The organism is Synechococcus sp. CBW1108 (assembly GCF_015840335.1).
In the GTDB taxonomy this organism is placed as follows: Bacteria; Cyanobacteriota; Cyanobacteriia; order PCC-6307; family Cyanobiaceae; genus Cyanobium_A.
Map to the genome: position 1 here is coordinate 25,819 of NZ_CP060395.1, position 19,058 is coordinate 44,876.

A 19,058-nucleotide genomic window follows, 5' to 3' on the forward strand; every position below is an offset into this window, starting at 1 on the left:
CAGGGGAGAGGGGATTGCTCGTTAGTAGAGCAAAGATTCCTGCTGTTTGACGAGTTCAAAAAATTCAGCCTTGAGGCTGGGATCGGCCCGGAAATCACCGCGAACCACGGAATTGACCATGCTGGTTTGCGGTTCCTTGACACCGCGCCACTTCATACAAAAGTGCTGAGCCTTTACCAGAATGGCCAGACCTTGAGGCTCACAGAGCCTTTCGATTTCATCTGCCAGAATCATCACGGCCTCCTCTTGAATGTGGGGCCGGGAAAAGACCCAGTCAGCCACCCGTGAAAATTTGGATAGGCCGATAACCCTCTCCCCGGGCTTGATTCCGATCCAGCAGTTGCCAAGGATGGGAACCAGGTGATGGGAGCAGGCTGAGCGCACGGAGATGGGCCCAACCGTGTAGATTTCATCAAGCTTTTTAACGTTTGGGAAACTAGCGATCTTGGGCTGTTCGTGATATCTGCCCTTGAAGACCTCATGGAGGTACATCCTGGCGACGCGTTCAGCCGTTTCCTCGGTGTTGTGGTCCCTATCGATATCTATCACCAGGCTGCGCAGCAGCTCACGCACCTTGCCCGCAACTTCGATTTCCAATTGCTCAAGCTCCCCATCCTTGAGATGGTCAGCGATGTTGTCGTTGGCGAAGTAGGCAACGGCATCGGCTTCAAGCCGCTCCCGAATTCGGACGCTGACGGGCAAGGGGCCAGCGGCCGGGGCACTCGAGCGGGAGGGAAGGCTGGAGGGCAAGGTGGAGGTCATGGAGGTGCTCAAAACGCGCCGGCAGCCGGCATGAGGGTGAGGTCTTCCACCACCTGGGTGGCGGGCTGTTGGGCCAAATACAGCAGGGCTTCAGCTGCCCGCTCGGCATCAAGCATGGCACGGCGATCGAAGGTACTGTGAACTGTTTCGCTCTCCCAAAGGGGGGTATTCACCGAACCCAGGGTCAGGGTGCTGACCCGTATTCCGTGGGCCCGTTCTTCAGCGGCCAGACAGCGGCTGAACGCTGCTAGGGCAGCCTTGCTGATGCAGTAGGCACCCCAGTCTGGGAAAGCGTGGTGGGCCGCATGGCTGCTGACGTTGATGATGTGGCCTCCCCCCGCCTGGCGCAGACCCGGCAACAGCACCTGGCAAAGCTGGAATACGGCAGTCAGGTTTAGTTGCATCAGCCGCTGCCACTGCTCAAGCGGCATGGCAGCCAGCGGGCCGGTGTAAGCCATGCCCGCATTGTTGATTACCACGGTGGGGGCTAGACCCCGGGCGCAAAGTGCAGCTACACCGGGCGCGATGGCAGCCGGATCGGTTAGGTCAAGGGCCTGGATTTCAACCCGACGGCCCAGGGGCTCGAGCTCAGCGGCCAGGCCATCGAGCTCGGCAGAGGGCCGGGCCAGCAGGAGCAGGTCGTACCCAGCTGCGGCAAAAATACGGGCTGCCGCGGCACCGATGCCCCGGGAAGCCCCGGAAATCAGGGCCACTGCCGATGAATCAGACAAGAGGCAAGGTTGCGAGGGGAGAGCGGTTGCAAAGAAAGGGCGCTCTTGGCGCAACCCTAAGGACCCCGGGCTGGCTCTGGGGCCTCGCTCTCGAGGAAACGGCCCATGCGCCGAAACTTCCCATAGCGCTGCTCGAGCAGCTGCTTTTCACTCAGGCCCTGGAGCTCGGCCAGCTGCTCGAGCAGGGCCGTCTTCAAGGTTTCCGCGGCCTGCAAGGGTGCCCAGTGATTGCCGCCGCAGGGCTCCGGCAACACCAGATCGACAACGCCGAGCTTGAGCAGGTCTGGACCGGTGATTTTCAGCGCTTCTGCAGCGGCGGAGGCCTTGCCCGCATCCCGCCAGAGAATCGAGGCACAGGCTTCCGGACTCGCCACGGTGTAGACGCTGTGCTCAAACATCAGCAGCCTGTCGGCCACACCGATCCCGAGGGCGCCGCCGGAGCCACCCTCCCCGATCACGGTGGCCACAATCGGCACCCGCAGGCGGAACATCTCGCGCAGATTGAAGGCAATCGCCTCGCCCTGGCCCTGTTCCTCTGCCAGCACACCGGCGTAGGCGCCAGGGGTGTCGATGAAGCTAAGGATCGGCAGGCGGAAGCGGTCGGCATGTTCCATCAGCCGCATCGCCTTGCGGTAGCCACCCGGAGAGGCCATGCCGAAATTGCGGGCCACGTTTTCCTTGGTGTCACGCCCCTTCTGATGGCCCAGCAAAACGACAGCCTGGTCCCCGATCCGGCCCACGCCCCCGACCAGGGCCTTGTCGTCACTGCCGCGCCGATCCCCATGCAGCTCCAGCCACTCATCGGTGATCACCTGGATGTAGTCCAGGGTGCTGGGGCGTTGGGGGTGGCGGGCAACCTGGATCTTCTGGGCAGGAGTTAGGGCCTCGAAGATGTCCTTGCGGCGGCGGGTTGCCAAGGTTTCAAGCTGCAGCAGCTGCTGGCTCACATCCACTTCCGAGTCACGCGCCAACTGGCGGATCTGCTCGATCTGCTCCTCCAGCTCAACCAGCGGTTTTTCGAACTCCAGCAGGGCGCGACGGGCCATGGCGGGGGGTGCTTTGGAATTGGGCAAAGGGGCTAGGCAGGGGCCATGGCCAGTGAGGCGTCCGGCTGCAAGCTGAGGCTGAGGGCCTCAAACCCATGGCGCAGGGAGGCCGCGCCGATCAGGTCCATCTTGTCAAGGCTGATGTTGTTGCGGCCCCAGCTGAAGTTGGTATGGATGCCTTCAAACTCCAGCAGGATTGCCTCGGCGAAGCAGGCAAACATCTGCCTGCTGGGATTTGCCATCTCCGCCATTTCCATCATCTGCCAGGTGATGTCTGTGAAGAATTCCACGATTCCACCCTTGAGCACGTGGATGCCGGCGCCGTTGGCCTTGCTGTCGAGGTTTTTCGGGTAGCCGCCGTCGATCATCAGGCAAGGCGATTTGAGTTTGTCGACATCGATGCTGAGGGTCTGGGGCAGGCTGGCGACCCAAACAACCGCATCAGCCTGGGGCAAGGCTTCCTCGAGGCTGAGAATCTGGCCACCGCCAAGCTCCTGCTGCAGGTCAAGCAGGGGTTGCTGTTGGCGGGCCACCAGCAGCAGTTCCTTGATGCCGGTGCGTTGGCTCAGCCAGCGACAAACCGCACTGCCGATATCCCCGGTGGCGCCAACCACTGCAACACTGGCCTGACGCAGGTCAATACCCAGCCGGGGAGCATTGGTTTCAACCTGACGGCAAATCACCCAGGCCGTATGGGTATTGCCAGTGGTGAAGCGCTGCCACTCCAGAGTTGTGGAGCGGATCTGCTGCTCTTTGAGCAGGTTGAAGTTTTCAAAAATGATCGAGGTGAAGCCACCCAGGGCTGTGATGTCGAGGCCACTTTTCTGGGACAGCTCCATGGCGCTCAATACCTTGCGCCTGGCCGTTTTGAAACGGCTCAACATCTCAGGCACAAAGCAGGAGTCGATGTAGGCGCCTTCGATCTTCTTGCCACTGGGGTTGGTTACCTCCAACCTCTCCACCAATTGGGGTGGGGCGCTGCACCACATATCCAGGTTGCCCTCGGCAAAATCCTCAAAGCCGAGGCTGCGTGCTTTGGCGCGGGCCTCCTCAAAGTTTGTGGAGTGACCGATCAGGCCGAACATTGCCGAATCCCTAGGGATGTCGCCGACGCTACATCCCTCCAGGGGACCGGGCTCAACCCACCAGGGCGGCCGCGGCCATCCGGGCGATCTCCCTGCTGCTGAGGCCGACGTCCAGCAGGGCCTCCTGGTAGGAGCTGAGGAAATCGGCCATCAGGTCTTCCTGATCCATCTGCAGCACGGAAGCGTCGTTGGCAACCTGCTCCAGCATTTTGCGCACCAGGGGCAGGTTGGCCCGGTTGGCCTGCTCCAGCTCCTCGCGGCAGGTCTCCAAGTTGGCCTTGAGCCACTGCTGGCCGTAATTGAGGTGGGTGTATTCGTCTTTGACCACTCCCTCAGTGATCTTGCGGGCGAAGGGATCAGCAACCGGAATATAAATGTGGTAAGCGGAAATCGCGAATGCCTCGATCAAAATGGCCTGGATCAGCAGGCAGGTGACCACCTTGCCTTCGGCCAGCGCCGTCTGAAAGTTGCCATGCAGGGGCGCGAAGAACTCCTTGGCAAAGGGCATGTCTGCAGTCACGCCAAGGTTGTTGGCACAGGCAGTGAAACCCTTCATGTGCTTGATCTCCATGCGGGCGAGGCGGCCCAGCTCTTCTGCCTGATCGGGGATCAGGGTGCCGATAGATATGTAGTTGTCATGGGCTTCTTGCTCACCTTCGATCACGATCGCATTGATGCGGCTGTAAGCATCCTTGTAAAGCTCGCTGCTGAAGTCGGGGAGCTGGTCGGTGGCAGAGGCTGCGGACACTGCAGGAGCGGCGGTGGATACAGCAGCGATGGATGCCATGGCTTCGGTTCTGTTGGAACTGTTGAGCGAACTGTAACCACCCTCAGTGGGGAGCTGGCCAGGCGCTGTTTAGCAGGGCATCAAGCCGCTGCCGCCAACCCGCCACCAGCAGGTCAAACAACCTTTCGCCGAGGGCGGCAGAGGCACCCCGGGCGTCGCCGATAACGCCGCTGGAGCTGAGGTTGTGGCTGAACCAGGCCAGGGGAGCCCCAGCCTCCAGGCTCCAGCCCGTGGGGATGGTCAGCCCCGTGCCATCGCAGGGACGCTCCTGGCCCACCAGCTGGGGGGCTAGGTGCAGCATCAGACTCGTTTCCGCCAGGCCGGCATGGAGGCCCTCCGATCGCTCTGGCTCGGGGATCAGCTCGGCAATGCCCTCCGGGCCATTCCAGAGGAAACAGGGGAATACGGCCAGCTCTGGGGAGAGCAGGCCCAGCTGGCGCGCAGCCGTCTGCAGCAGGGCAATCTGGCCGCCATGGGCATTGAACAGCACCAGGCGCTGGAATCCCGCCGCGGCCAGTTGCTGACCCACGGCCACGGTCAGCTCGATCAGCAGGGCCGGGGAAAGGCTGAGGGTGCCGGGGAAGCCGCGGTGCTCCGGAGAACACCCAATGCTCTGCAGGGGCAGCCTCAGAATCGGCAGGGCTGGATCGAGGCTTGCCAGCGCCGCATCCAGCACCCGCTCGGCAAACAGCCCATCGGTGCAGAGGGGAAGGTGGGGCCCATGCTGCTCAACCGCCCCCCACGGCCAAACCACCGTGCTCCCGGGCTGGGCCGCCAGCTGCTCCACCTGGGGCCAGGCCAGACACTGCAGATGGCGCTGATGGTCCATGGCTTCAGAACTGGTCCCTACAGTGTGGAGCTGTGAGCTCACCGTGGAGATGGCCGATACCGGCAGCCGACAGCCCCCATCTTCATCCGCCGGCCCGGGATCGTCCTCCTCCAGGCCCCGGCCCCCCGTTGCCCCCAGGCCCCTGCCGGTGGCGCCGCTGCGCAAGCCCCCCCAGGTGGTGATGATCCGCAAGGATGAGCCAGCGCCGCCAGCGCCGCCAGCGCCGGAGCCCAAGATCCTCCAAGCCCCGCAGCCGGCGGCCCCCAGCTTCCCCCCTTCAGACGATGGGGAGTTGTTTGAAATGGGCTCGATGGAGGGCCTCAGCATGGCCGACCTGCTGGGTCCTGACCCCAGCCAACGGGGCCAGGCCAAGCGATCTGCCCCAACGACGAAACAGGCGGCCCGCAGTGTGGACGACTTCGATTTCGACGAAGAAGCCTTCCTGGCTGCCCTGGATGACCACGAGCCCCACGGCACCACCGGCGAAGTGGTGCGGGGCACGGTGATCGGCATGGAGAGCGATGGGGTCTATGTGGATATCGGCGGCAAGGCCCCGGGCTTCATGCCCAAAAGTGAATGCGGGCTGGGGGTGATCACCAACCTGAAGGAGCGTTTCCCGAAGGGCCTGGAGCTCGAAGTGCTCGTCACTCGCGAGCAAAACGCCGACGGCATGGTGACGATCAGCGCCCGCGCCCTGGCCCTGCGCCACAGCTGGGAGAAGGTGCGCCAGCTGGAGAAGGAGGGCAAGGTTGTCCAGGTGAAGGTGAACGGCTTCAACCGTGGCGGCGTCACCTGCGAATTAGAGGGCCTGCGCGGCTTCATCCCCCGTTCCCAACTGCAGGAGGGCGAGAACCACGAGGCCCTGGTGGGCAAAACCCTTGGCGCCGCCTTCCTGGAAGTCAACCCGGAAACCCGCAAGCTGGTGCTGTCGGAGAAGAGGGCGGCCACCGCTGCCCTCTTCCAAAATTTGGAGGTGGGCCAGCTGGTGGAAGGCCAGGTGGTATCGATCAAGCCCTACGGGCTGTTCGTGGATCTGGGAGGGGTGAGCGGGCTGCTGCACCAGTCGGCGATCACCGGAGGCCAGCTGAGGGATGTGCGGGAGGTATTTGGACAGGGCGAGCGGCTCCAGGCTCTGATCACCGAGCTGGATCCGGGCCGGGGGCGCATCGCCCTCAACACCGCGCTGCTGGAGGGCCAACCGGGCGAATTGCTGATTGCGCGCGACACGGTGATGGCCGAGGCCGCAGACCGGGCCAACCGGGCCCGGGCAAGCCTGCGTCAAAGGGAGCAGGACGCCGGATGACGCAGGCCCCTGACTGGGAACTCGACTATTACTCACGTCCGATTCTGGAAGCCGATGGCAAGAAACGCTGGGAACTACTGATCTGCTCCACCCCAGAGGTTGGGGCAGGCGATGACGGAACCTCGCACCAGTTTCGTTGGGTGCAGACCTGCCCCGCAACCAGCGTCAACTCAATCTGGCTGAAGGAAGCGCTGGAGCAGGCCCTCTGCGCCGCCGAGGACCAGGGCTTCGCCCCGCCGCGGCGCCTGCGTTGCTGGCGTGCCTCGATGCGCACCATGGTGCAGCGGGCTGCCGAGGGTCTGGGGATGGAGCTGGTGAGCAGCCGCCGCACCTACGCCTTGGTCAGCTGGCTGCAGGAGCGGGAGCGCAGCGTGTATCCCCAGGAGCCTGGCTACATGGCGGGCCCCCTGGCCCCCCCGCCCCAGCCGCTCCGCCCGATCGCCGTGCCCCTGCCCGAGGCCGCCCGCGGCGAGAGCTGGGCCTGGGCCAGCTTGCCCCTGGAGGCGCTGGCCGGGGCCGGGGAATGGGATCTGGGGTTCGCTGGCCTGGTGCCCCTGCCGAGCGGCCTGGAGGCCGAGGTGCCCGTGCCCGGCATTCGCCTCTTCAGCCCCAGCAGAGCCCTCGCCCTGGCGGGCTGGCTGGCGGGCCTGGAGCCGGTGCGGCTGGAGATCAGCGGGCTGCAACTGGTGCTGGAAGCCGGCATGGAAGACCGCTGGCTCCTGACCAACCTGGACCAGGCTGAGGCAGGGGCTGCCGCCAGAGCCTTTGCCGCAGCGCGCACCCAGGCTGGGGGCCTGCAATTCATGGCCGTGCAGGCCAACGAAGCTGATCAGCGCTTCGAGGGCTTCTGGCTGCTGCGCGACCTACCCGACGCCTGAGCTGCCAGCCCATGGCCGAAGCGGTTGATCCACCCTTTGACAAGCCCGACCGGGACTTCAACAGCCTGGAGGGCTGGACCTGGGTGGGTACCTATGGCGGCTATTACCTCCAGTGCGACCTCCTTCAGGGCTTCGAGCACGGGTTTTTCACCCGCCAGTGGCAGGGGCGAGGGCCCGAAGTCCTGGCGGGCTACGTGAGTGCCGGGGTGAGCGTGCACCGACCCCAGCAGGTCCACGGCAATCGGGTCCTCGCGGCGAGCCAGGCGGCCTGCCAGCCCTGGCCAAAAGCCGATGGACTGGTGAGCGATGGCGGAGGCCAGAGCCTGTGGGTATGCGGGGCCGATTGCACCCCGGTGCTGATCGCAGATCCCGGCTCCGGCCGGGTGGCGGCCTGCCATGCCGGCTGGCGGGGTGTGGCCAGCAACATCCTGAGCTCGGCCATTGGCCAACTCGTGGCCAGCGGCAGCCAGGCAGACCAGCTTGTCGTAGCCCTGGGCCCGGCGATCAGTGGGGTCTGTTATCAGGTGGAGCGCGGCGTGAGCGAACAGGTGGCCTGGGGCCTGAAGGCCAACGTTGCTGGCTCTAAGCAACTGCCGGCCGCCCTCGAGGCCTTACGCCGATGTGGGGCCCTGCTGGATGACCCGGATCCCGAGCGGGACCGGCTGGACATCAGGGCTGCAGCGCAGTGCCAGCTTGAATATCTCGGCATTGCTCCGGATCGAATTGGGGTCTGCCCTCTGTGTACAGCTAGTGAATCACTGCTTTTTCACTCTTGGCGACGCGACCAGATCAAAGCGGTTCAGTGGAGCGGCATTGTTTCCCAGACTTGACTCCCAGACTTGAGTGCCAGAACTGCTTTTAGAGCGGACCCACCCAGCAGATGCTTGCACCATTGGCGAATGCTGGGCAATAATGCAGAAGTTACATAAACGTTATCCATGCTCACCGGCGCAGACCTCCTCGCGAAGGTCAAAGAACTTGGAGACGTCAGCAAGTCTGATCTCGTGCGGGCTTGCGGCTACATCTCCCACAAGAGGGATGGATCTGAGCGGCTGAACTTCACAGCTTTTTATGAAGCACTCCTCAATGCTAAAGGCGTTGATTTCGGCGGCACCTCCAAAACCGGCAAAGGTGGCCGCAAGCTCAGCTTCAACACCAAGATTCAGTTCAATGGCAACCTGATGGTGGGCAAGGCCTATACAGCCATGCTCGACCTCAAACCCGGGGATGAATTTGAAATCAAATTGGGTCGCAAGCAGATTCGCCTTGTGCCCCTGGGCGCTGAAGATGAGGATGAGTGATCGACAGGGCCACCTGCTCGGCCACTTTGATGCCGTCAATGGCAGCTGAGAGGATTCCACCGGCATAGCCGGCACCCTCACCAGCTGGGAATAACCCTGGAGTGTTGATGCACTCCATGGTTGCTTGGTCTCGAGGCAACCGCACAGGCGAGGATGTGCGCGTTTCGACGCCCGTCAGCAGGGCCCCCTCCATCGCATATCCGGGGATCCGCCGCGCAAAAATGGGCAGGGCCTCCCGAATCGCCTCCAGCACAAAATGAGGCAGGCAGTTGTCCAGGTCGCCGTAGCGCACGCCGGGCTGATAGGAGGGCTGGACCCCCTGGGCACAGCGGCTGGGTCGGCGGGCCAGGAAATCACCAACCAATTGGGCTGGGGCCATGTAGGAGGAGCCCCCGGCGGCGTAGGCCAGCCCTTCCCAGTGGCGCTGAAAGGCGACGCCGGCAAGCGGATCACCTGGCCCTTCGCCATAGGGGTTGAGGTCGGCGAGGTCGATGCTCACCACCAGGCCGCTATTGGCGTTGCGCTCGTTGCGGGAATGCTGACTCATGCCATTGGTCACCACACGGCCCTCCTCGGAGGTGGCGCCCACCACCAGCCCACCAGGACACATGCAGAAGCTGTAAACGCTGCGGCCAAGCAGGGCAGGGGCGCTGCAGTGGTGCACCAACTTGTATTCAGCCGGGCCCAGGCGGGGGTGGCCGGCGGCCTCACCCCAGCGCGCCCGGTCGATCAGGCTCTGGGGATGCTCGATGCGCAGTCCCACCGCAAAGGGTTTAGGGACCATCGCCACACCGGCAGCTTTGACCATGGCGAAACTGTCGCGGGCGCTGTGGCCCAGGGCCAACACCACCCGGTCGGCCCCAATCCGCTCGCCGCCCGCCAGCACCAGGCCCCGCACCGCCCGCTCCTGGGGATCCAGCTCCAGGCCATCCACCCGGCACTGGAAGCGCACCTCACCGCCAAGGGCCTCGATGCGACGCCGCAGGCCCCGCACCACCGTGGCCAGCTTGTAGGTGCCGATGTGGGGATGGTGCAGGGTGAGAATCTCGGGGTTAGCCCCGGCCGCCACCAACTCCTCCAGCACCTTGCGCACATAGGGCTTGGCCTCACTCACCTGGCTGTAGAGCTTGCCGTCGGAGAAGGTGCCGGCCCCCCCTTCGCCAAACTGGGCATTGGACTCGGGATCGAAGCGGCAGGTGCCCTTCCAGAAGCCGAAGGTGTCTGCGGTGCGTTCCCTGATCGCCTTGCCCCGCTCCAGCAGCAGGGGGCGGAAGCCCATCTGGGCCAGCAACAGGGCGGCGAAGTAACCGCAGGGGCCCGCCCCCACCACCACTGGACGCAGGTCGTTGGCGCAGGCCACGGCCACGGGGTGATATGTGGTGTCGGGGCTGGGCCACAGATTGGGATCAGCGGCGAAGCGCTTCAACAGGCCTGCTTCAGCGCGGCGATCAAGGGCCAGCTCCAGGTCGAGGCTGTACACCAAGGCGATCGCCTTGGGCTTGCGGGCATCGACGCTGCGCTTGACCAGCCGCAGGGCCCCCAGCTGATGCGATTCGAGACGCAGCCGCCGACATACCGCAGCCCTCAGATCGGCCTCCGTGTGCTCGAGGGGCAGTTTCAGTTGGCTCAGTCGCAGCACAGGCAACTCCTGGAGGTCCGCCCAGGGGATTGGGCGCCTTTGATGGCCTTATTGCAGCAGTCTCGTCGGGCCGTGGCCGGAAATCCCACCGGCCTGCCAGGGTGGGAACTGGTTCGCTGGCGCCTCCATGGGGATCACCCACTGCCCCCTCTGCATCGGTTTGGCTGTTCTTTGCGTGGTGCGCGCCACGGCCCACGGCACCCTGCTCCTGAGCCAGCCTGCTCTTGAGGCTCTCTGGCTGAAGGGCCCAGGTGCGCTAAGCATGGGCAGCATCGCTGCGCACTGAAACCTGCATGGACCAGTGGCCTGGCCCCCAGTTCAACCGCCGTAGCTTCCTGGGACTGGCCGGTCTGTCCATGGGGGCCATGGGGGCCGTGGCGGCCGGCCAGATCCCCGCCCGGGCGGCCACCGGCGATGCCAGTCGGCTGCAAGCCCCTCGGGGTGACCTGCGCCTGGTGGCCATCAGTGATCTCAACAGCAGCTACGGCTCCACCAGCTACCTCAGCGAGGTGCTGCGGGCCGTCCAGCTCATTCCCGCCTGGAAGCCCGATCTGGTGCTCTGCGGCGGCGACATGGTCGCTGGCCAGAAGCAGGGGCTCAGCCAGGTGCATCTCAGTGCCATGTGGGCCTCCTTCGACCGCCAGCTGCTTTCACCTTTGCGGCGGGCGGGATTGCCGGTGGCGATCACCATGGGCAACCACGACGCCTCGGCGGCCCGCTCCGGCGGGCGCTACGTGTTTGAACTCGACAGGCAGGAGGCCGGCCGCTACTGGCGCGGCCAGCGGGATTCGCTGGGGCTGGAATTTGTCGATGCCAGCCGTTTCCCGTTCGCCTACAGCGTGCGCCAGCACGACCTGTTCCTACTGGTGTGGGATGCCTCCTCCGCCACCGTGCCCGCCGACCAGGTGGCCTGGGCCGAGCGCCAGCTGAGCAGCCCAGCAGCGCAATCCGCCCGGCTGCGGCTGGTGCTGGGCCATCTGCCCCTCTATGCGGTGGGACAGGGCAGGGACACCCCAGGCAACGTGCTGCAACAGAGCGACGCCCTGCGGCAGCTGCTGGAGCGCACCGGAGCCCACGCCTACATCAGTGGCCACCACCACGCCTACTTCCCCGGACGGGTGGGGCAACTGGATCTGCTCCACCTCGGAGCCCTGGGCAGCGGCCCACGCCGGCGCCTCCAGGACAACACGCCGCCGGTGCAAACCCTCACCCTGATTGATGCCTTCTGGCCCAGCGGAGATGGCGCGGGACGTACGGTCTATACCAGCTTCAACATGACAACCCTGCAGCCAATCCGCAGCCAGCAGTTACCGGCCCAGATCCGCCCCAGCCGGGGACCGGTGCTGGGCCGGATCAGCTGAACTAGAGCCGCTAGGGCCCTGGGAAGCGCCCCAGGCTTGCCTCGATCCTGGCCACCTCCAGCCGGGTGGCAATCACCGCGTCGGGGTTGAGGCTGATCGAATCAATGCCCTCCTCCACCAGGAAGCGGGCGAAGTCGGGGTAGTCGCTGGGGGCCTGGCCGCAGATACCGATCTTGCGGCCGCAGCGCTTGGCGCTTTGGATCGCCAGCCGAATCATCGCCTTCACGGCCGGATGGCGCTCGTCAAACAACTCAGCCACCAAGGCTGAATCGCGATCCAGGCCCAGGGTGAGTTGGGTGAGGTCGTTGGAGCCGATCGAGAAGCCATCGAAGCGCGCGGCAAACGCCTCTGCCGCAATCACATTGCTGGGCAGCTCGCACATCACATACACCTCCAGACCGTTCTCACCCCGCACCAGGCCGGAGCGGGCCATTTCTGCCAATACCCGATCCCCCTCCTCGGGGGTGCGGCAGAAGGGCACCATCGGGATCACATTGGTGAGACCCATGCCCTCGCGCACCCGTTTGAGGGCCTGGCATTCCAGGGCGAAGGCAGCGCGGAAGGCCGGGGCGTAGTAGCGCGAAGCCCCCCGCCAGCCGAGCATTGGGTTCTCCTCATCGGGCTCAAAGGCCCCGCCGCCGAGCAGGCGGGCATATTCATTGCTCTTGAAATCGGAGAAGCGCAGGATCACCGGCCGGGGGTAGAAGGCCGCGGCAATGCGAGCCATCCCCTGGGCCAGCAGATCGACGTAATACTCCGCGGGGCTGGCATGGCCGGCCGTCAGCTGGGCGATGGCCGTCAGCTGGGCGATGGCCGCCCGCTGGGTGGGGTCGGCCACCCGCGCCGGGGCCAGCAGGGCCATCGGATGCACTTTGATGTGGTTGGCAATGATGAACTCCAACCGCGCCAGGCCCACCCCGTCGCAGGGGATGGCGGCCAGTTTGAAGGCCTCCTCCGGGTTGCCCACGTTCATCAGGATCTGGGTGCGGGTAGCGGGCAGGTCGCCGATGGGCTGCTCCGTCACCGAGAACGGCAGGGTGCCGCTGTACACCCGGCCCACATCACCTTCACAACAGCTGATCGTGATCGCATCGCCGTCCTGGATGCGCTGGGTGCCATCACCGGTGCCGACGATGGCAGTGATGCCCATCTCCCGGGCAATGATCGCCGCGTGGCAGGTGCGGCCGCCTTGGTCGGTGACGACGCCACTGGCCCGCTTGAGGATCGGCTCCCAGTCGGGATCGGTGCGCTCGGTGATCAGCAGATCGCCGCTCTCAAAGCGCTCGATCTCGCCGGGATGGCGGATTACCCGCGCCAGACCGCTGCTCACCGAGGCTCCGATGGCGCGGCCGCTCGCCAGGGGTTCGGCCTGGTGGGGCTCCAGGTGCCAGCTGCGCAGCACCGCCTGCTGCTGGCGCGACTGCACCGTTTCCGGGCGGGCCTGGAGGATGAACAGCTCGCCGCTGAGGCCATCTTTTGCCCACTCGATATCCATCGGCGTAGGCGAGCCCCGTTTGGCGCTGTAGTGGCGCTCGATGCAGCAGGCCCAGCGGGCCAGGTTGAGGGCCTCGTCATCGCTGAGGGCAAAGCGGTCGCGCTCGGCCTGGGGCACCGCCTCGTTGATCAGGCCGACGCCCGCCTCGCCGCACACCATCCGGATCGCCTTGCTGCCCAGCCGTTTGCTGAGGATCGGCGCGAAGCCCTGCTCAAGCGTGGGTTTGAAGATCAGCAGCTCATCAGGGTTCACCGCACCCTGCACGACGTTTTCACCCAGGCCGTAGGCGGCGGTTAGCAGCACCGCATCGCGGAAGCCGGTTTCGGTGTCGATGCTGAACATCACCCCAGCGCAGGCCAGGTCGGAGCGCACCATCCGCTGCACCCCGACCGAGAGGGCCACCTCCAGATGATCGAAGCCATTGAGCTGGCGGTAGGAGATGGCCCGGTCGGTGAACAGCGAGGCGTAACAGCGGCGGCAGGCCTCAAGCAGGGCCGCCTCCCCCTCAATGTTCAAAAAGGTCTCCTGCTGGCCGGCGAAGCTGGCATCGGGCAGGTCTTCAGCGGTGGCGCTGGAGCGCACCGCTACCGCTGGCAAAACGCCATCTGGTGTTGCCAGCTCTCGATAGGCAGCAAGGATTGCAGCGCTCAGATCTGCCGGCAGGCGGGCGTTCAACAGCAGGGCCCGGGCTGCCTTGCCAGCGGCCTGCAAAGCGCCGAGATCTTCTGTATCAAGCCCCGCCAGCAGGGCCCGCAGCGGACCATCGAGGCCATTGGTGCGCAACAGGTGGCGGTAGGCGCCTGCCGTAGTAGCAAAGCCCCCAGGCACCCGCACGCCCTGCTCTGCCAGCTCCCGGATCATCTCCCCAAGGGAGGCGTTCTTGCCGCCCACCGCGGCGATGGCCTCGATGCCCACCTGGTTGAAGGGCAGCACCAGGGTTTCAGCAGAAAACATGCGACCAGGGCAGCCAAACCCAACTCTGGCGCCTGCCCCCCCTGCCAGCCAGCCGAAACAGGTGCGAGAGTGGGATGAACAATTTTGCTTCGCAGCGCTTTTTGTGACCCGCTTATCCCTGGCCTGGATCACTGCTTCCACCCTTGGTGCAACAGGCCTGCTTGGAGCAACAGCCCTGCTTGGCTCACCTGCCCTGGCCCAGTCGGCAGCGGCTGCAGCCAAGCCAGTGTCAATTGAAACGATGAACGACCTGGCCCTGGCGGCAGCGGTCAACGTCTGCGAACTGGCGGTGGAACAGAAGCTGCCAGTGCAGAACGGGGTCATTTCCAACGCAAAGGCCATCACCTACGTGGTGAGCTCCGTGCATGGCAGCGAGATTGCCGGAACCGGCAAACTCGAAGCCTCCCAGATCGTCAACGGCACGATCGTGCAGATCGTCGGCCGGGTAAAGCAGGGCTGCTACGCCAAGATCACAGCTGCTGACAAAAAATTTGTCGATGAGGTGATCGCCCAGTTCACTGCCCAGGCCAACAAGCAGCAACCGAAGAAGTAGGCGCTCGCACCCTCAGTCGCGTTCGCCTGGCTCGGGGTCACCCTCCGGCAACAGCTGGGCCAGCAGACCGGCTCCCATCAGCACGCCCCCGAGGGTCAGGGCCAGCATCCTGTTGCTGGCTGCTGGCCCATCACTCCATACCCCCGCCGCCAGAAAGGCCCCTCCCAGCAGGAGGGAGGGCACAAGCACGATGCCCTTGGCCGTGCGGTTCAGGCTCATGGGCAGGCATCAACAGCGCCTGCTCGCGGCTCGGCCAAGCCGGCCGCGAGCAAGCCGCTGCCTAGGTCTGTGGCCGCGGCCAGGGGCTGAACCCGAGCCAGCAGCACGCCCTGCTCCTGGCCCATAGGCCGCAGATTTACCTTGGTGCGCCGAGGTGCGGCCTGGCGCAGCCAGGCAATCGCCTCGATCTCGTGGTCAGCCGACACAGAAATACAGGCGAGCTGAACCGTATAACTGCGATTTTGATCTCCGAGCTGGAGCAGACTGCCGCCCCGAACCTGCAGTATTTCTGCCGCACCTACGCCGGCGGGCCAGATCAGTAGAGCCACCAGCAGGGCGGCAAGAGCCATCACAACTTGGCACCGCAGCTGGGGCAGAACAGGTGGGCACTTTCGGTGGTGCTACCGCAGGCATGGCAGTGGCGACTGGTGTCGATCGCCAGCTCCGGATGGCTGGGCAGACCCACCATCTGGGCATTGCTGGCCCCCGGTGGCACCATCGGGTAGCAGTTTTCATTGCGGCGCACCTTCACATCGATGAAGGCAGGTCCGGGATGGTCAAAGGCCTCCTGCAGCTGCTGGCGCAGGCTGGAACGCTCCTTGATGCACACTCCCCGCACCCCGAAGGACTCCGCCAGGGCAGCAAAGTCGGGCATGCCACCGGTCATCTCGGAGGCGGAATAGCGCTCTCCGTAAAAGCTCTCCTGCCACTGGCGCACCATGCCCTGCCAGCCGTTGTTGATCACCACCACCTTCACCGGCAGGTTGTATTGGCTGAGGGTGCCCAACTCCTGGATATTCATCAGGATGCTGGCGTCGCCGGCGACACAGATCACCTGCTCATCCGGAAAGGCGGTCTGCACGCCCATGGCTGCAGGCATGCCGAAGCCCATGGTGCCCAAGCCAGCCGAGCTGATCCAGCGCCTTGGGCCATTGTGTAGGAACTGGGCGGCCCACATCTGGTGTTGGCCCACATCGGTGGTGTAGAAGGCATCGGGTGCTAGCTCTTGCAGGGCCACCATCACCTCCTGGGGGGCGATCTCGCCCTCGGGGGCGGGCACCACCAGGGGATAGTTCTGCTTCCAGCTGTCGATGCGCTGCAACCAGGCCTCGGTGCGGCCCTCCGAGCTGTCCTGGGCTGAGGCGGACAGAAGGGCAGTGAGGGCGGCCTGTACATCGGCCACGAGCGCCACGTCCGGCAGGCGCGTCTTGCCCATCTCAGCCGCGTCGATGTCGATGTGGATCACCTGAGCCCGGGGGGCGAAACCGTCCAGCCGTCCGGTGACCCGGTCGTCGAAGCGGGCACCGGTGGCAATCAGCAGGTCGCACTCGGTGACTGCGAAATTGGCATAGGCGGTGCCGTGCATGCCGAGCATGCCCACCGACTGGGGATGCTTCTCATCAAAGGCGCCCTTGCCCATCAAGGTGGTGGTTACGGGCAAGCGGAAACGCTCCGCCAACTGCTTCACGGCGGCGTGGGCGCCGCTGCTGATTGCCCCACCACCCACGTAGAGCAGGGGCCGGCGAGCCTGGCGAATCAGGGCCAGGGAAGCGGCGACTGCCTCGGGATCGGGTTCGGGGGGCAACCTGAAGCCAGCCGGAATTGCCGTCCCGGGCGCCACAGGGGTGTAGTGGAACTCCTCAATCCCCACATCCTTGGGCACATCGATCAGCACCGGGCCGGGCCTGCCACTGGCTGCAATCAAAAAGGCCTCGGCCACAATCCGGCCGATATCGCGGGGATCGCGCACCACCCAGGAGTGCTTCACAATCGGCAGGGTGATGCCGAAGATGTCAGTTTCCTGGAAGGCGTCGGTGCCGATCGAGGCACGGGGCACCTGTCCGGTGATCACCACCATCGGCACCGAGTCCATCTGGGCGGTGGCGATGCCGGTCACCAGGTTGGTGGCGCCCGGGCCAGAGGTGCCGAAGCACACGCCCACCTTGCCTGTTGCGCGGGCATAGGCATCGGCCGCATGGGTGCCGCCCTGCTCATGGCGCACCAGGATGTGCTTCAACCAGCCGCGGGCTTCTGCCTTGTGCAGCTCGTCATAGATGGGCAGGATGGCGCCGCCTGGATAGCCGAAGATGTGCTCCACCCCATGGATGTGTAAGGCATCCATCAGGGCGTAGCCGCCATTGACCAATTGGGATGGGCTGGCCTGCTGGCCAGTGCTGGCTCCTTTTGACCTGGCTGGGGCGGACTGGACCGCAGGGGGGAGGGGCGTCAGCGTCACGGCTGCAACAGGCCAATCAGCTTGGCGGGTTAACGAGCAATCGCAACCCTAGTTGCTGGTGGGGCTTTTGGGGCAGAAGAGCGAACTTTTTGCGAGTTCCGTGCAGCGGCCATCGCCCGCAGGATCAGGGCCGGGTCAAGCCAGCGGCCGCTATGGCGCATGCCCCAGTGCAGATGGGGGCCCGTGGTGCGACCACTCATGCCCACATGTCCGATCAGCTGACCGGTACCAAGCACCTGGCCGGGGGCCAGGGCCACCGGCCCGCTGCGGTAGGTGCCCCCTGCCACCCGCCCGGCCAGGTGGCAGTAGATGTGCTCGTAGTTCCCGGATCGGATCACCAGGCCGACGCCACAGGCTCCGTCATTGATGACGGACTGCACGACGCCAGCCCACCAATTGCGGATCGGTGAACCCAACGGGGCGGCGATGTCGAGGCCGTAGTGGGGTTCGAGCCGACCCCAGGGACCGGTACGGGTGCCGAAATGGCTGGTGTAAGCCAGGAAACTGGTGACGGGGAAGACGCCCATCCCCCAACGGCTATGGGCCTGGCTCAGCTGCGGCGCCAGCATCACGCAGGTAAAAGCGATCAAGCTGGGAACAGCCATCAAGCTGGGAACAGCCATCAAGCCGGGAACCAAGCCAGGGAGGGCCCTGCGCCGCCGGCGCTGGTCAGAGAAGCCCGAGGGCATGGAGCGGTCCCCGCCCACTGATCAGTTCCAACAGAAAAGCGGAAAAACCGACCATCGCCAAGCGCCCGTTCCACACCTCAGAGCTGTTGTTCCAGCCCCAGGCCCACTTGTCCTGGGGATAGAGCTTCACCTTGGTGGGCAACTCGGCGGCCTGATCGAGGTTCACCTCCGGGCCCTCCAGAGCATGCTGCACCAGGTCGGCCAGGCCCTTGATGAAGGCAGGCGTGGTGTCAAGGGCCGCCACGCGACGGAAATTGATGATGCCCGCTTCGGTAGCGATTTCCCGGTATTCGATATCGATTTCCTCGAGGGTTTCGATGTGTTCGCTCACAAAGCTGATCGGCACCACCACCAGATCCTTCACCCCCTCCGCACCTAGTGCCTGCAGGGCCTCATCGGTGTAGGGCTTGAGCCATTCCACCGGACCCACCCGGCTCTGGTAGGCCAGGGTGAAGGGATTGGCATGGCCTAGGTCTCGCTCCAGCCGCTCGATGATCAGCCGGGCACAGGCCTCAATTTCCCGTTGATAGGGATCGCCGGCCTCTTCCACGTAGCTCTTGGGCACCCCGTGGGCACTGAAGAACACATGGGCCTGGGCCGGCTCCGGACAGGCCTGAATTTCCCGGGCAATCAGGCCGGCCATGGCGCCGATGTAGCCGGGATCGTCGTAGTAACTGCGAATACAACGGATCGGCAGCCGTGAGAAGCCTCTGTCGGCCTGGCGCAAGCGCTGCAACTCGCGGAAGCTGGAGCCACTAGTGCTGATCGAAAAGTGGGGATAGAGGGGCAGCACCACAACCTCCTCCACCCCGTCAGCCTTGATGTCGCCCACCGCCGACTCGGTGAAGGGATGCCAGTAGCGCATGGCCACATAACTGGTGGCCTCAATACCCCGGGAGCGCAGCTCGCTCTGGAGTTCCCGGGCCTGCTGCTCGGTGATGCGCCGCAGCGGCGAACCGCCGCCAATGGAGCGGTAGGCCTCCTGGGATTTACCGGCCCGCAGGCTGCTGATCAACCAGGCCAGGGGCTTCTGCAGGGCGGGGTTGGGCAGCCGGATGATCTCCGGATCGGAAAAGAGATTGTATAAAAATGGGCCCACATCCTGGATCCGCTCCGGCCCACCGAGGTTCAGCAGCAGCACGCCAACCTTGGCCATGCCTTCTTTCCGCCCGGCTCAGAGAAGTTGAGCG

20 protein-coding genes are annotated in these 19,058 nt (G+C 64.8%); 7 read left to right on the top strand and 13 right to left on the bottom strand.

Annotation, left to right across the window (positions count from 1 at the left end; genetic code table 11):
* Positions 1-21 precede the first annotated feature (21 nt).
* From folE to H8F27_RS00185, 6 genes are all read right to left on the bottom strand, one after another.
* On the bottom strand, positions 22-762 hold the full coding sequence (folE, locus tag H8F27_RS00160) for a GTP cyclohydrolase I (RefSeq protein WP_197149971.1): 741 nt from the start codon (positions 760-762) through the stop codon (positions 22-24).
* Positions 763-770: 8 nt separating this feature from the next.
* Positions 771-1,469: an SDR family oxidoreductase gene (locus tag H8F27_RS00165; protein WP_197153255.1), complete on the bottom strand. Its 699-nt coding sequence runs from the start codon at positions 1,467-1,469 to the stop codon at positions 771-773.
* An 80-nt stretch (positions 1,470-1,549) separates the two neighbouring features.
* Positions 1,550-2,539: an acetyl-CoA carboxylase carboxyltransferase subunit alpha gene (locus tag H8F27_RS00170; RefSeq protein WP_197149974.1), complete on the bottom strand. Its 990-nt coding sequence runs from the start codon at positions 2,537-2,539 to the stop codon at positions 1,550-1,552.
* A gap of 32 nt (positions 2,540-2,571) precedes the next feature.
* Positions 2,572-3,624, bottom strand: a complete 1,053-nt coding sequence (locus tag H8F27_RS00175; protein WP_197149977.1) for a long-chain acyl-[acyl-carrier-protein] reductase — start codon at positions 3,622-3,624, stop codon at positions 2,572-2,574.
* Positions 3,625-3,676: 52 nt separating this feature from the next.
* Positions 3,677-4,411, bottom strand: coding sequence for an aldehyde oxygenase (deformylating) (locus H8F27_RS00180; protein ID WP_197149980.1), 735 nt, complete (start codon positions 4,409-4,411; stop codon positions 3,677-3,679).
* Positions 4,412-4,454: 43 nt separating this feature from the next.
* On the bottom strand, positions 4,455-5,240 hold the full coding sequence (locus H8F27_RS00185) for a creatininase family protein (RefSeq protein WP_197149983.1): 786 nt from the start codon (positions 5,238-5,240) through the stop codon (positions 4,455-4,457).
* A 49-nt stretch (positions 5,241-5,289) separates the two neighbouring features.
* Here H8F27_RS00185 and H8F27_RS00190 point away from each other — a divergent pair, with 49 nt between their 5' ends.
* The 4 genes from H8F27_RS00190 (at position 5,290) to H8F27_RS00205 (ending at position 8,722) form a co-directional block, all read left to right on the top strand.
* Positions 5,290-6,543 (top strand): S1 RNA-binding domain-containing protein, encoded by a 1,254-nt coding sequence (locus H8F27_RS00190; protein WP_197153256.1) that lies wholly within the window; start codon positions 5,290-5,292, stop codon positions 6,541-6,543.
* Positions 6,540-7,421, top strand: a complete 882-nt coding sequence (locus tag H8F27_RS00195) for a Tab2/Atab2 family RNA-binding protein (protein WP_197149987.1) — start codon at positions 6,540-6,542, stop codon at positions 7,419-7,421. Before H8F27_RS00190 ends, H8F27_RS00195 begins: the two co-directional genes overlap by 4 nt.
* A gap of 11 nt (positions 7,422-7,432) precedes the next feature.
* Positions 7,433-8,251, top strand: a complete 819-nt coding sequence (gene pgeF, locus H8F27_RS00200) for a peptidoglycan editing factor PgeF (RefSeq protein ID WP_197149989.1) — start codon at positions 7,433-7,435, stop codon at positions 8,249-8,251.
* 108 nt (positions 8,252-8,359) lie between these two features.
* Complete coding sequence (locus H8F27_RS00205) at positions 8,360-8,722, top strand: AbrB family transcriptional regulator (RefSeq protein ID WP_197149991.1); 363 nt, start codon at positions 8,360-8,362, stop codon at positions 8,720-8,722.
* Here H8F27_RS00205 and H8F27_RS00210 read toward each other — a convergent pair.
* Complete coding sequence (locus tag H8F27_RS00210) at positions 8,661-10,361, bottom strand: NAD(P)/FAD-dependent oxidoreductase (RefSeq protein ID WP_197153257.1); 1,701 nt, start codon at positions 10,359-10,361, stop codon at positions 8,661-8,663. The two genes, H8F27_RS00205 and H8F27_RS00210, sit on opposite strands and share 62 nt — an antisense overlap.
* 127 nt (positions 10,362-10,488) lie before the next feature.
* Between H8F27_RS00210 and H8F27_RS00215 the strand changes: the two genes are divergently transcribed.
* Positions 10,489-10,647: a hypothetical protein gene (locus H8F27_RS00215; protein WP_197149996.1), complete on the top strand. Its 159-nt coding sequence runs from the start codon at positions 10,489-10,491 to the stop codon at positions 10,645-10,647.
* A 7-nt stretch (positions 10,648-10,654) separates the two neighbouring features.
* Positions 10,655-11,722, top strand: a complete 1,068-nt coding sequence (locus tag H8F27_RS00220) for a metallophosphoesterase (RefSeq protein WP_197149998.1) — start codon at positions 10,655-10,657, stop codon at positions 11,720-11,722.
* A gap of 10 nt (positions 11,723-11,732) precedes the next feature.
* Here the strand turns inward: H8F27_RS00220 and ppsA are convergent, their stop codons facing one another.
* Complete coding sequence (ppsA, locus tag H8F27_RS00225; protein WP_197150000.1) at positions 11,733-14,171, bottom strand: phosphoenolpyruvate synthase; 2,439 nt, start codon at positions 14,169-14,171, stop codon at positions 11,733-11,735.
* Positions 14,172-14,274: 103 nt separating this feature from the next.
* On the opposite strand from ppsA, the gene H8F27_RS00230 reads away from it, so the two are divergent.
* Positions 14,275-14,724: a hypothetical protein gene (locus H8F27_RS00230; protein ID WP_197150003.1), complete on the top strand. Its 450-nt coding sequence runs from the start codon at positions 14,275-14,277 to the stop codon at positions 14,722-14,724.
* Positions 14,725-14,736: 12 nt separating this feature from the next.
* Here the strand turns inward: H8F27_RS00230 and H8F27_RS00235 are convergent, their stop codons facing one another.
* The 5 genes from H8F27_RS00235 to hemH all read right to left on the bottom strand — a co-directional run bounded on the left by H8F27_RS00235 (position 14,737) and on the right by hemH (position 19,024).
* Positions 14,737-14,943, bottom strand: a complete 207-nt coding sequence (locus H8F27_RS00235) for a GIVxVP protein (RefSeq protein WP_197150006.1) — start codon at positions 14,941-14,943, stop codon at positions 14,737-14,739.
* Positions 14,940-15,293: a hypothetical protein gene (locus H8F27_RS00240; RefSeq protein ID WP_197150008.1), complete on the bottom strand. Its 354-nt coding sequence runs from the start codon at positions 15,291-15,293 to the stop codon at positions 14,940-14,942. Before H8F27_RS00240 ends, H8F27_RS00235 begins: the two co-directional genes overlap by 4 nt.
* Positions 15,293-17,065: a biosynthetic-type acetolactate synthase large subunit gene (gene ilvB / locus H8F27_RS00245; RefSeq protein ID WP_231596705.1), complete on the bottom strand. Its 1,773-nt coding sequence runs from the start codon at positions 17,063-17,065 to the stop codon at positions 15,293-15,295. Before ilvB ends, H8F27_RS00240 begins: the two co-directional genes overlap by 1 nt.
* Before the next feature lie 143 nt (positions 17,066-17,208).
* Positions 17,209-17,784, bottom strand: coding sequence for a M23 family metallopeptidase (locus H8F27_RS00250; protein ID WP_197150010.1), 576 nt, complete (start codon positions 17,782-17,784; stop codon positions 17,209-17,211).
* Positions 17,785-17,848: 64 nt separating this feature from the next.
* Positions 17,849-19,024: a ferrochelatase gene (gene hemH, locus H8F27_RS00255; RefSeq protein ID WP_197150012.1), complete on the bottom strand. Its 1,176-nt coding sequence runs from the start codon at positions 19,022-19,024 to the stop codon at positions 17,849-17,851.
* Positions 19,025-19,058 lie beyond the last annotated feature (34 nt).

Excerpts from the sequence above, each read along its gene's own strand:
- H8F27_RS00240 (WP_197150008.1), bottom strand. The coding sequence starts at position 15,293 with ATGGCTCTTGCCGCCCTGCTGGTGGCTCTACTGATCTGGCCCGCCGGC.
- H8F27_RS00250 (WP_197150010.1), bottom strand. The coding sequence starts at position 17,784 with ATGGCTGTTCCCAGCTTGATCGCTTTTACCTGCGTGATGCTGGCGCCG.
- H8F27_RS00220 (WP_197149998.1), top strand. The coding sequence starts at position 10,655 with ATGGACCAGTGGCCTGGCCCCCAGTTCAACCGCCGTAGCTTCCTGGGA.
- H8F27_RS00185 (WP_197149983.1), bottom strand. The coding sequence starts at position 5,240 with ATGGACCATCAGCGCCATCTGCAGTGTCTGGCCTGGCCCCAGGTGGAG.
- ppsA (WP_197150000.1), bottom strand. The coding sequence starts at position 14,171 with ATGTTTTCTGCTGAAACCCTGGTGCTGCCCTTCAACCAGGTGGGCATC.
- H8F27_RS00235 (WP_197150006.1), bottom strand. The coding sequence starts at position 14,943 with ATGAGCCTGAACCGCACGGCCAAGGGCATCGTGCTTGTGCCCTCCCTC.
- pgeF (WP_197149989.1), top strand. The coding sequence starts at position 7,433 with ATGGCCGAAGCGGTTGATCCACCCTTTGACAAGCCCGACCGGGACTTC.
- hemH (WP_197150012.1), bottom strand. The coding sequence starts at position 19,024 with ATGGCCAAGGTTGGCGTGCTGCTGCTGAACCTCGGTGGGCCGGAGCGG.
- ilvB (WP_231596705.1), bottom strand. The coding sequence starts at position 17,065 with ATGGATGCCTTACACATCCATGGGGTGGAGCACATCTTCGGCTATCCA.
- H8F27_RS00175 (WP_197149977.1), bottom strand. The coding sequence starts at position 3,624 with ATGTTCGGCCTGATCGGTCACTCCACAAACTTTGAGGAGGCCCGCGCC.
- H8F27_RS00195 (WP_197149987.1), top strand. The coding sequence starts at position 6,540 with ATGACGCAGGCCCCTGACTGGGAACTCGACTATTACTCACGTCCGATT.
- H8F27_RS00190 (WP_197153256.1), top strand. The coding sequence starts at position 5,290 with ATGGCCGATACCGGCAGCCGACAGCCCCCATCTTCATCCGCCGGCCCG.
- H8F27_RS00215 (WP_197149996.1), top strand. The coding sequence starts at position 10,489 with ATGGGGATCACCCACTGCCCCCTCTGCATCGGTTTGGCTGTTCTTTGC.
- H8F27_RS00170 (WP_197149974.1), bottom strand. The coding sequence starts at position 2,539 with ATGGCCCGTCGCGCCCTGCTGGAGTTCGAAAAACCGCTGGTTGAGCTG.
- folE (WP_197149971.1), bottom strand. The coding sequence starts at position 762 with ATGACCTCCACCTTGCCCTCCAGCCTTCCCTCCCGCTCGAGTGCCCCG.
- H8F27_RS00180 (WP_197149980.1), bottom strand. The coding sequence starts at position 4,411 with ATGGCATCCATCGCTGCTGTATCCACCGCCGCTCCTGCAGTGTCCGCA.
- H8F27_RS00205 (WP_197149991.1), top strand. The coding sequence starts at position 8,360 with ATGCTCACCGGCGCAGACCTCCTCGCGAAGGTCAAAGAACTTGGAGAC.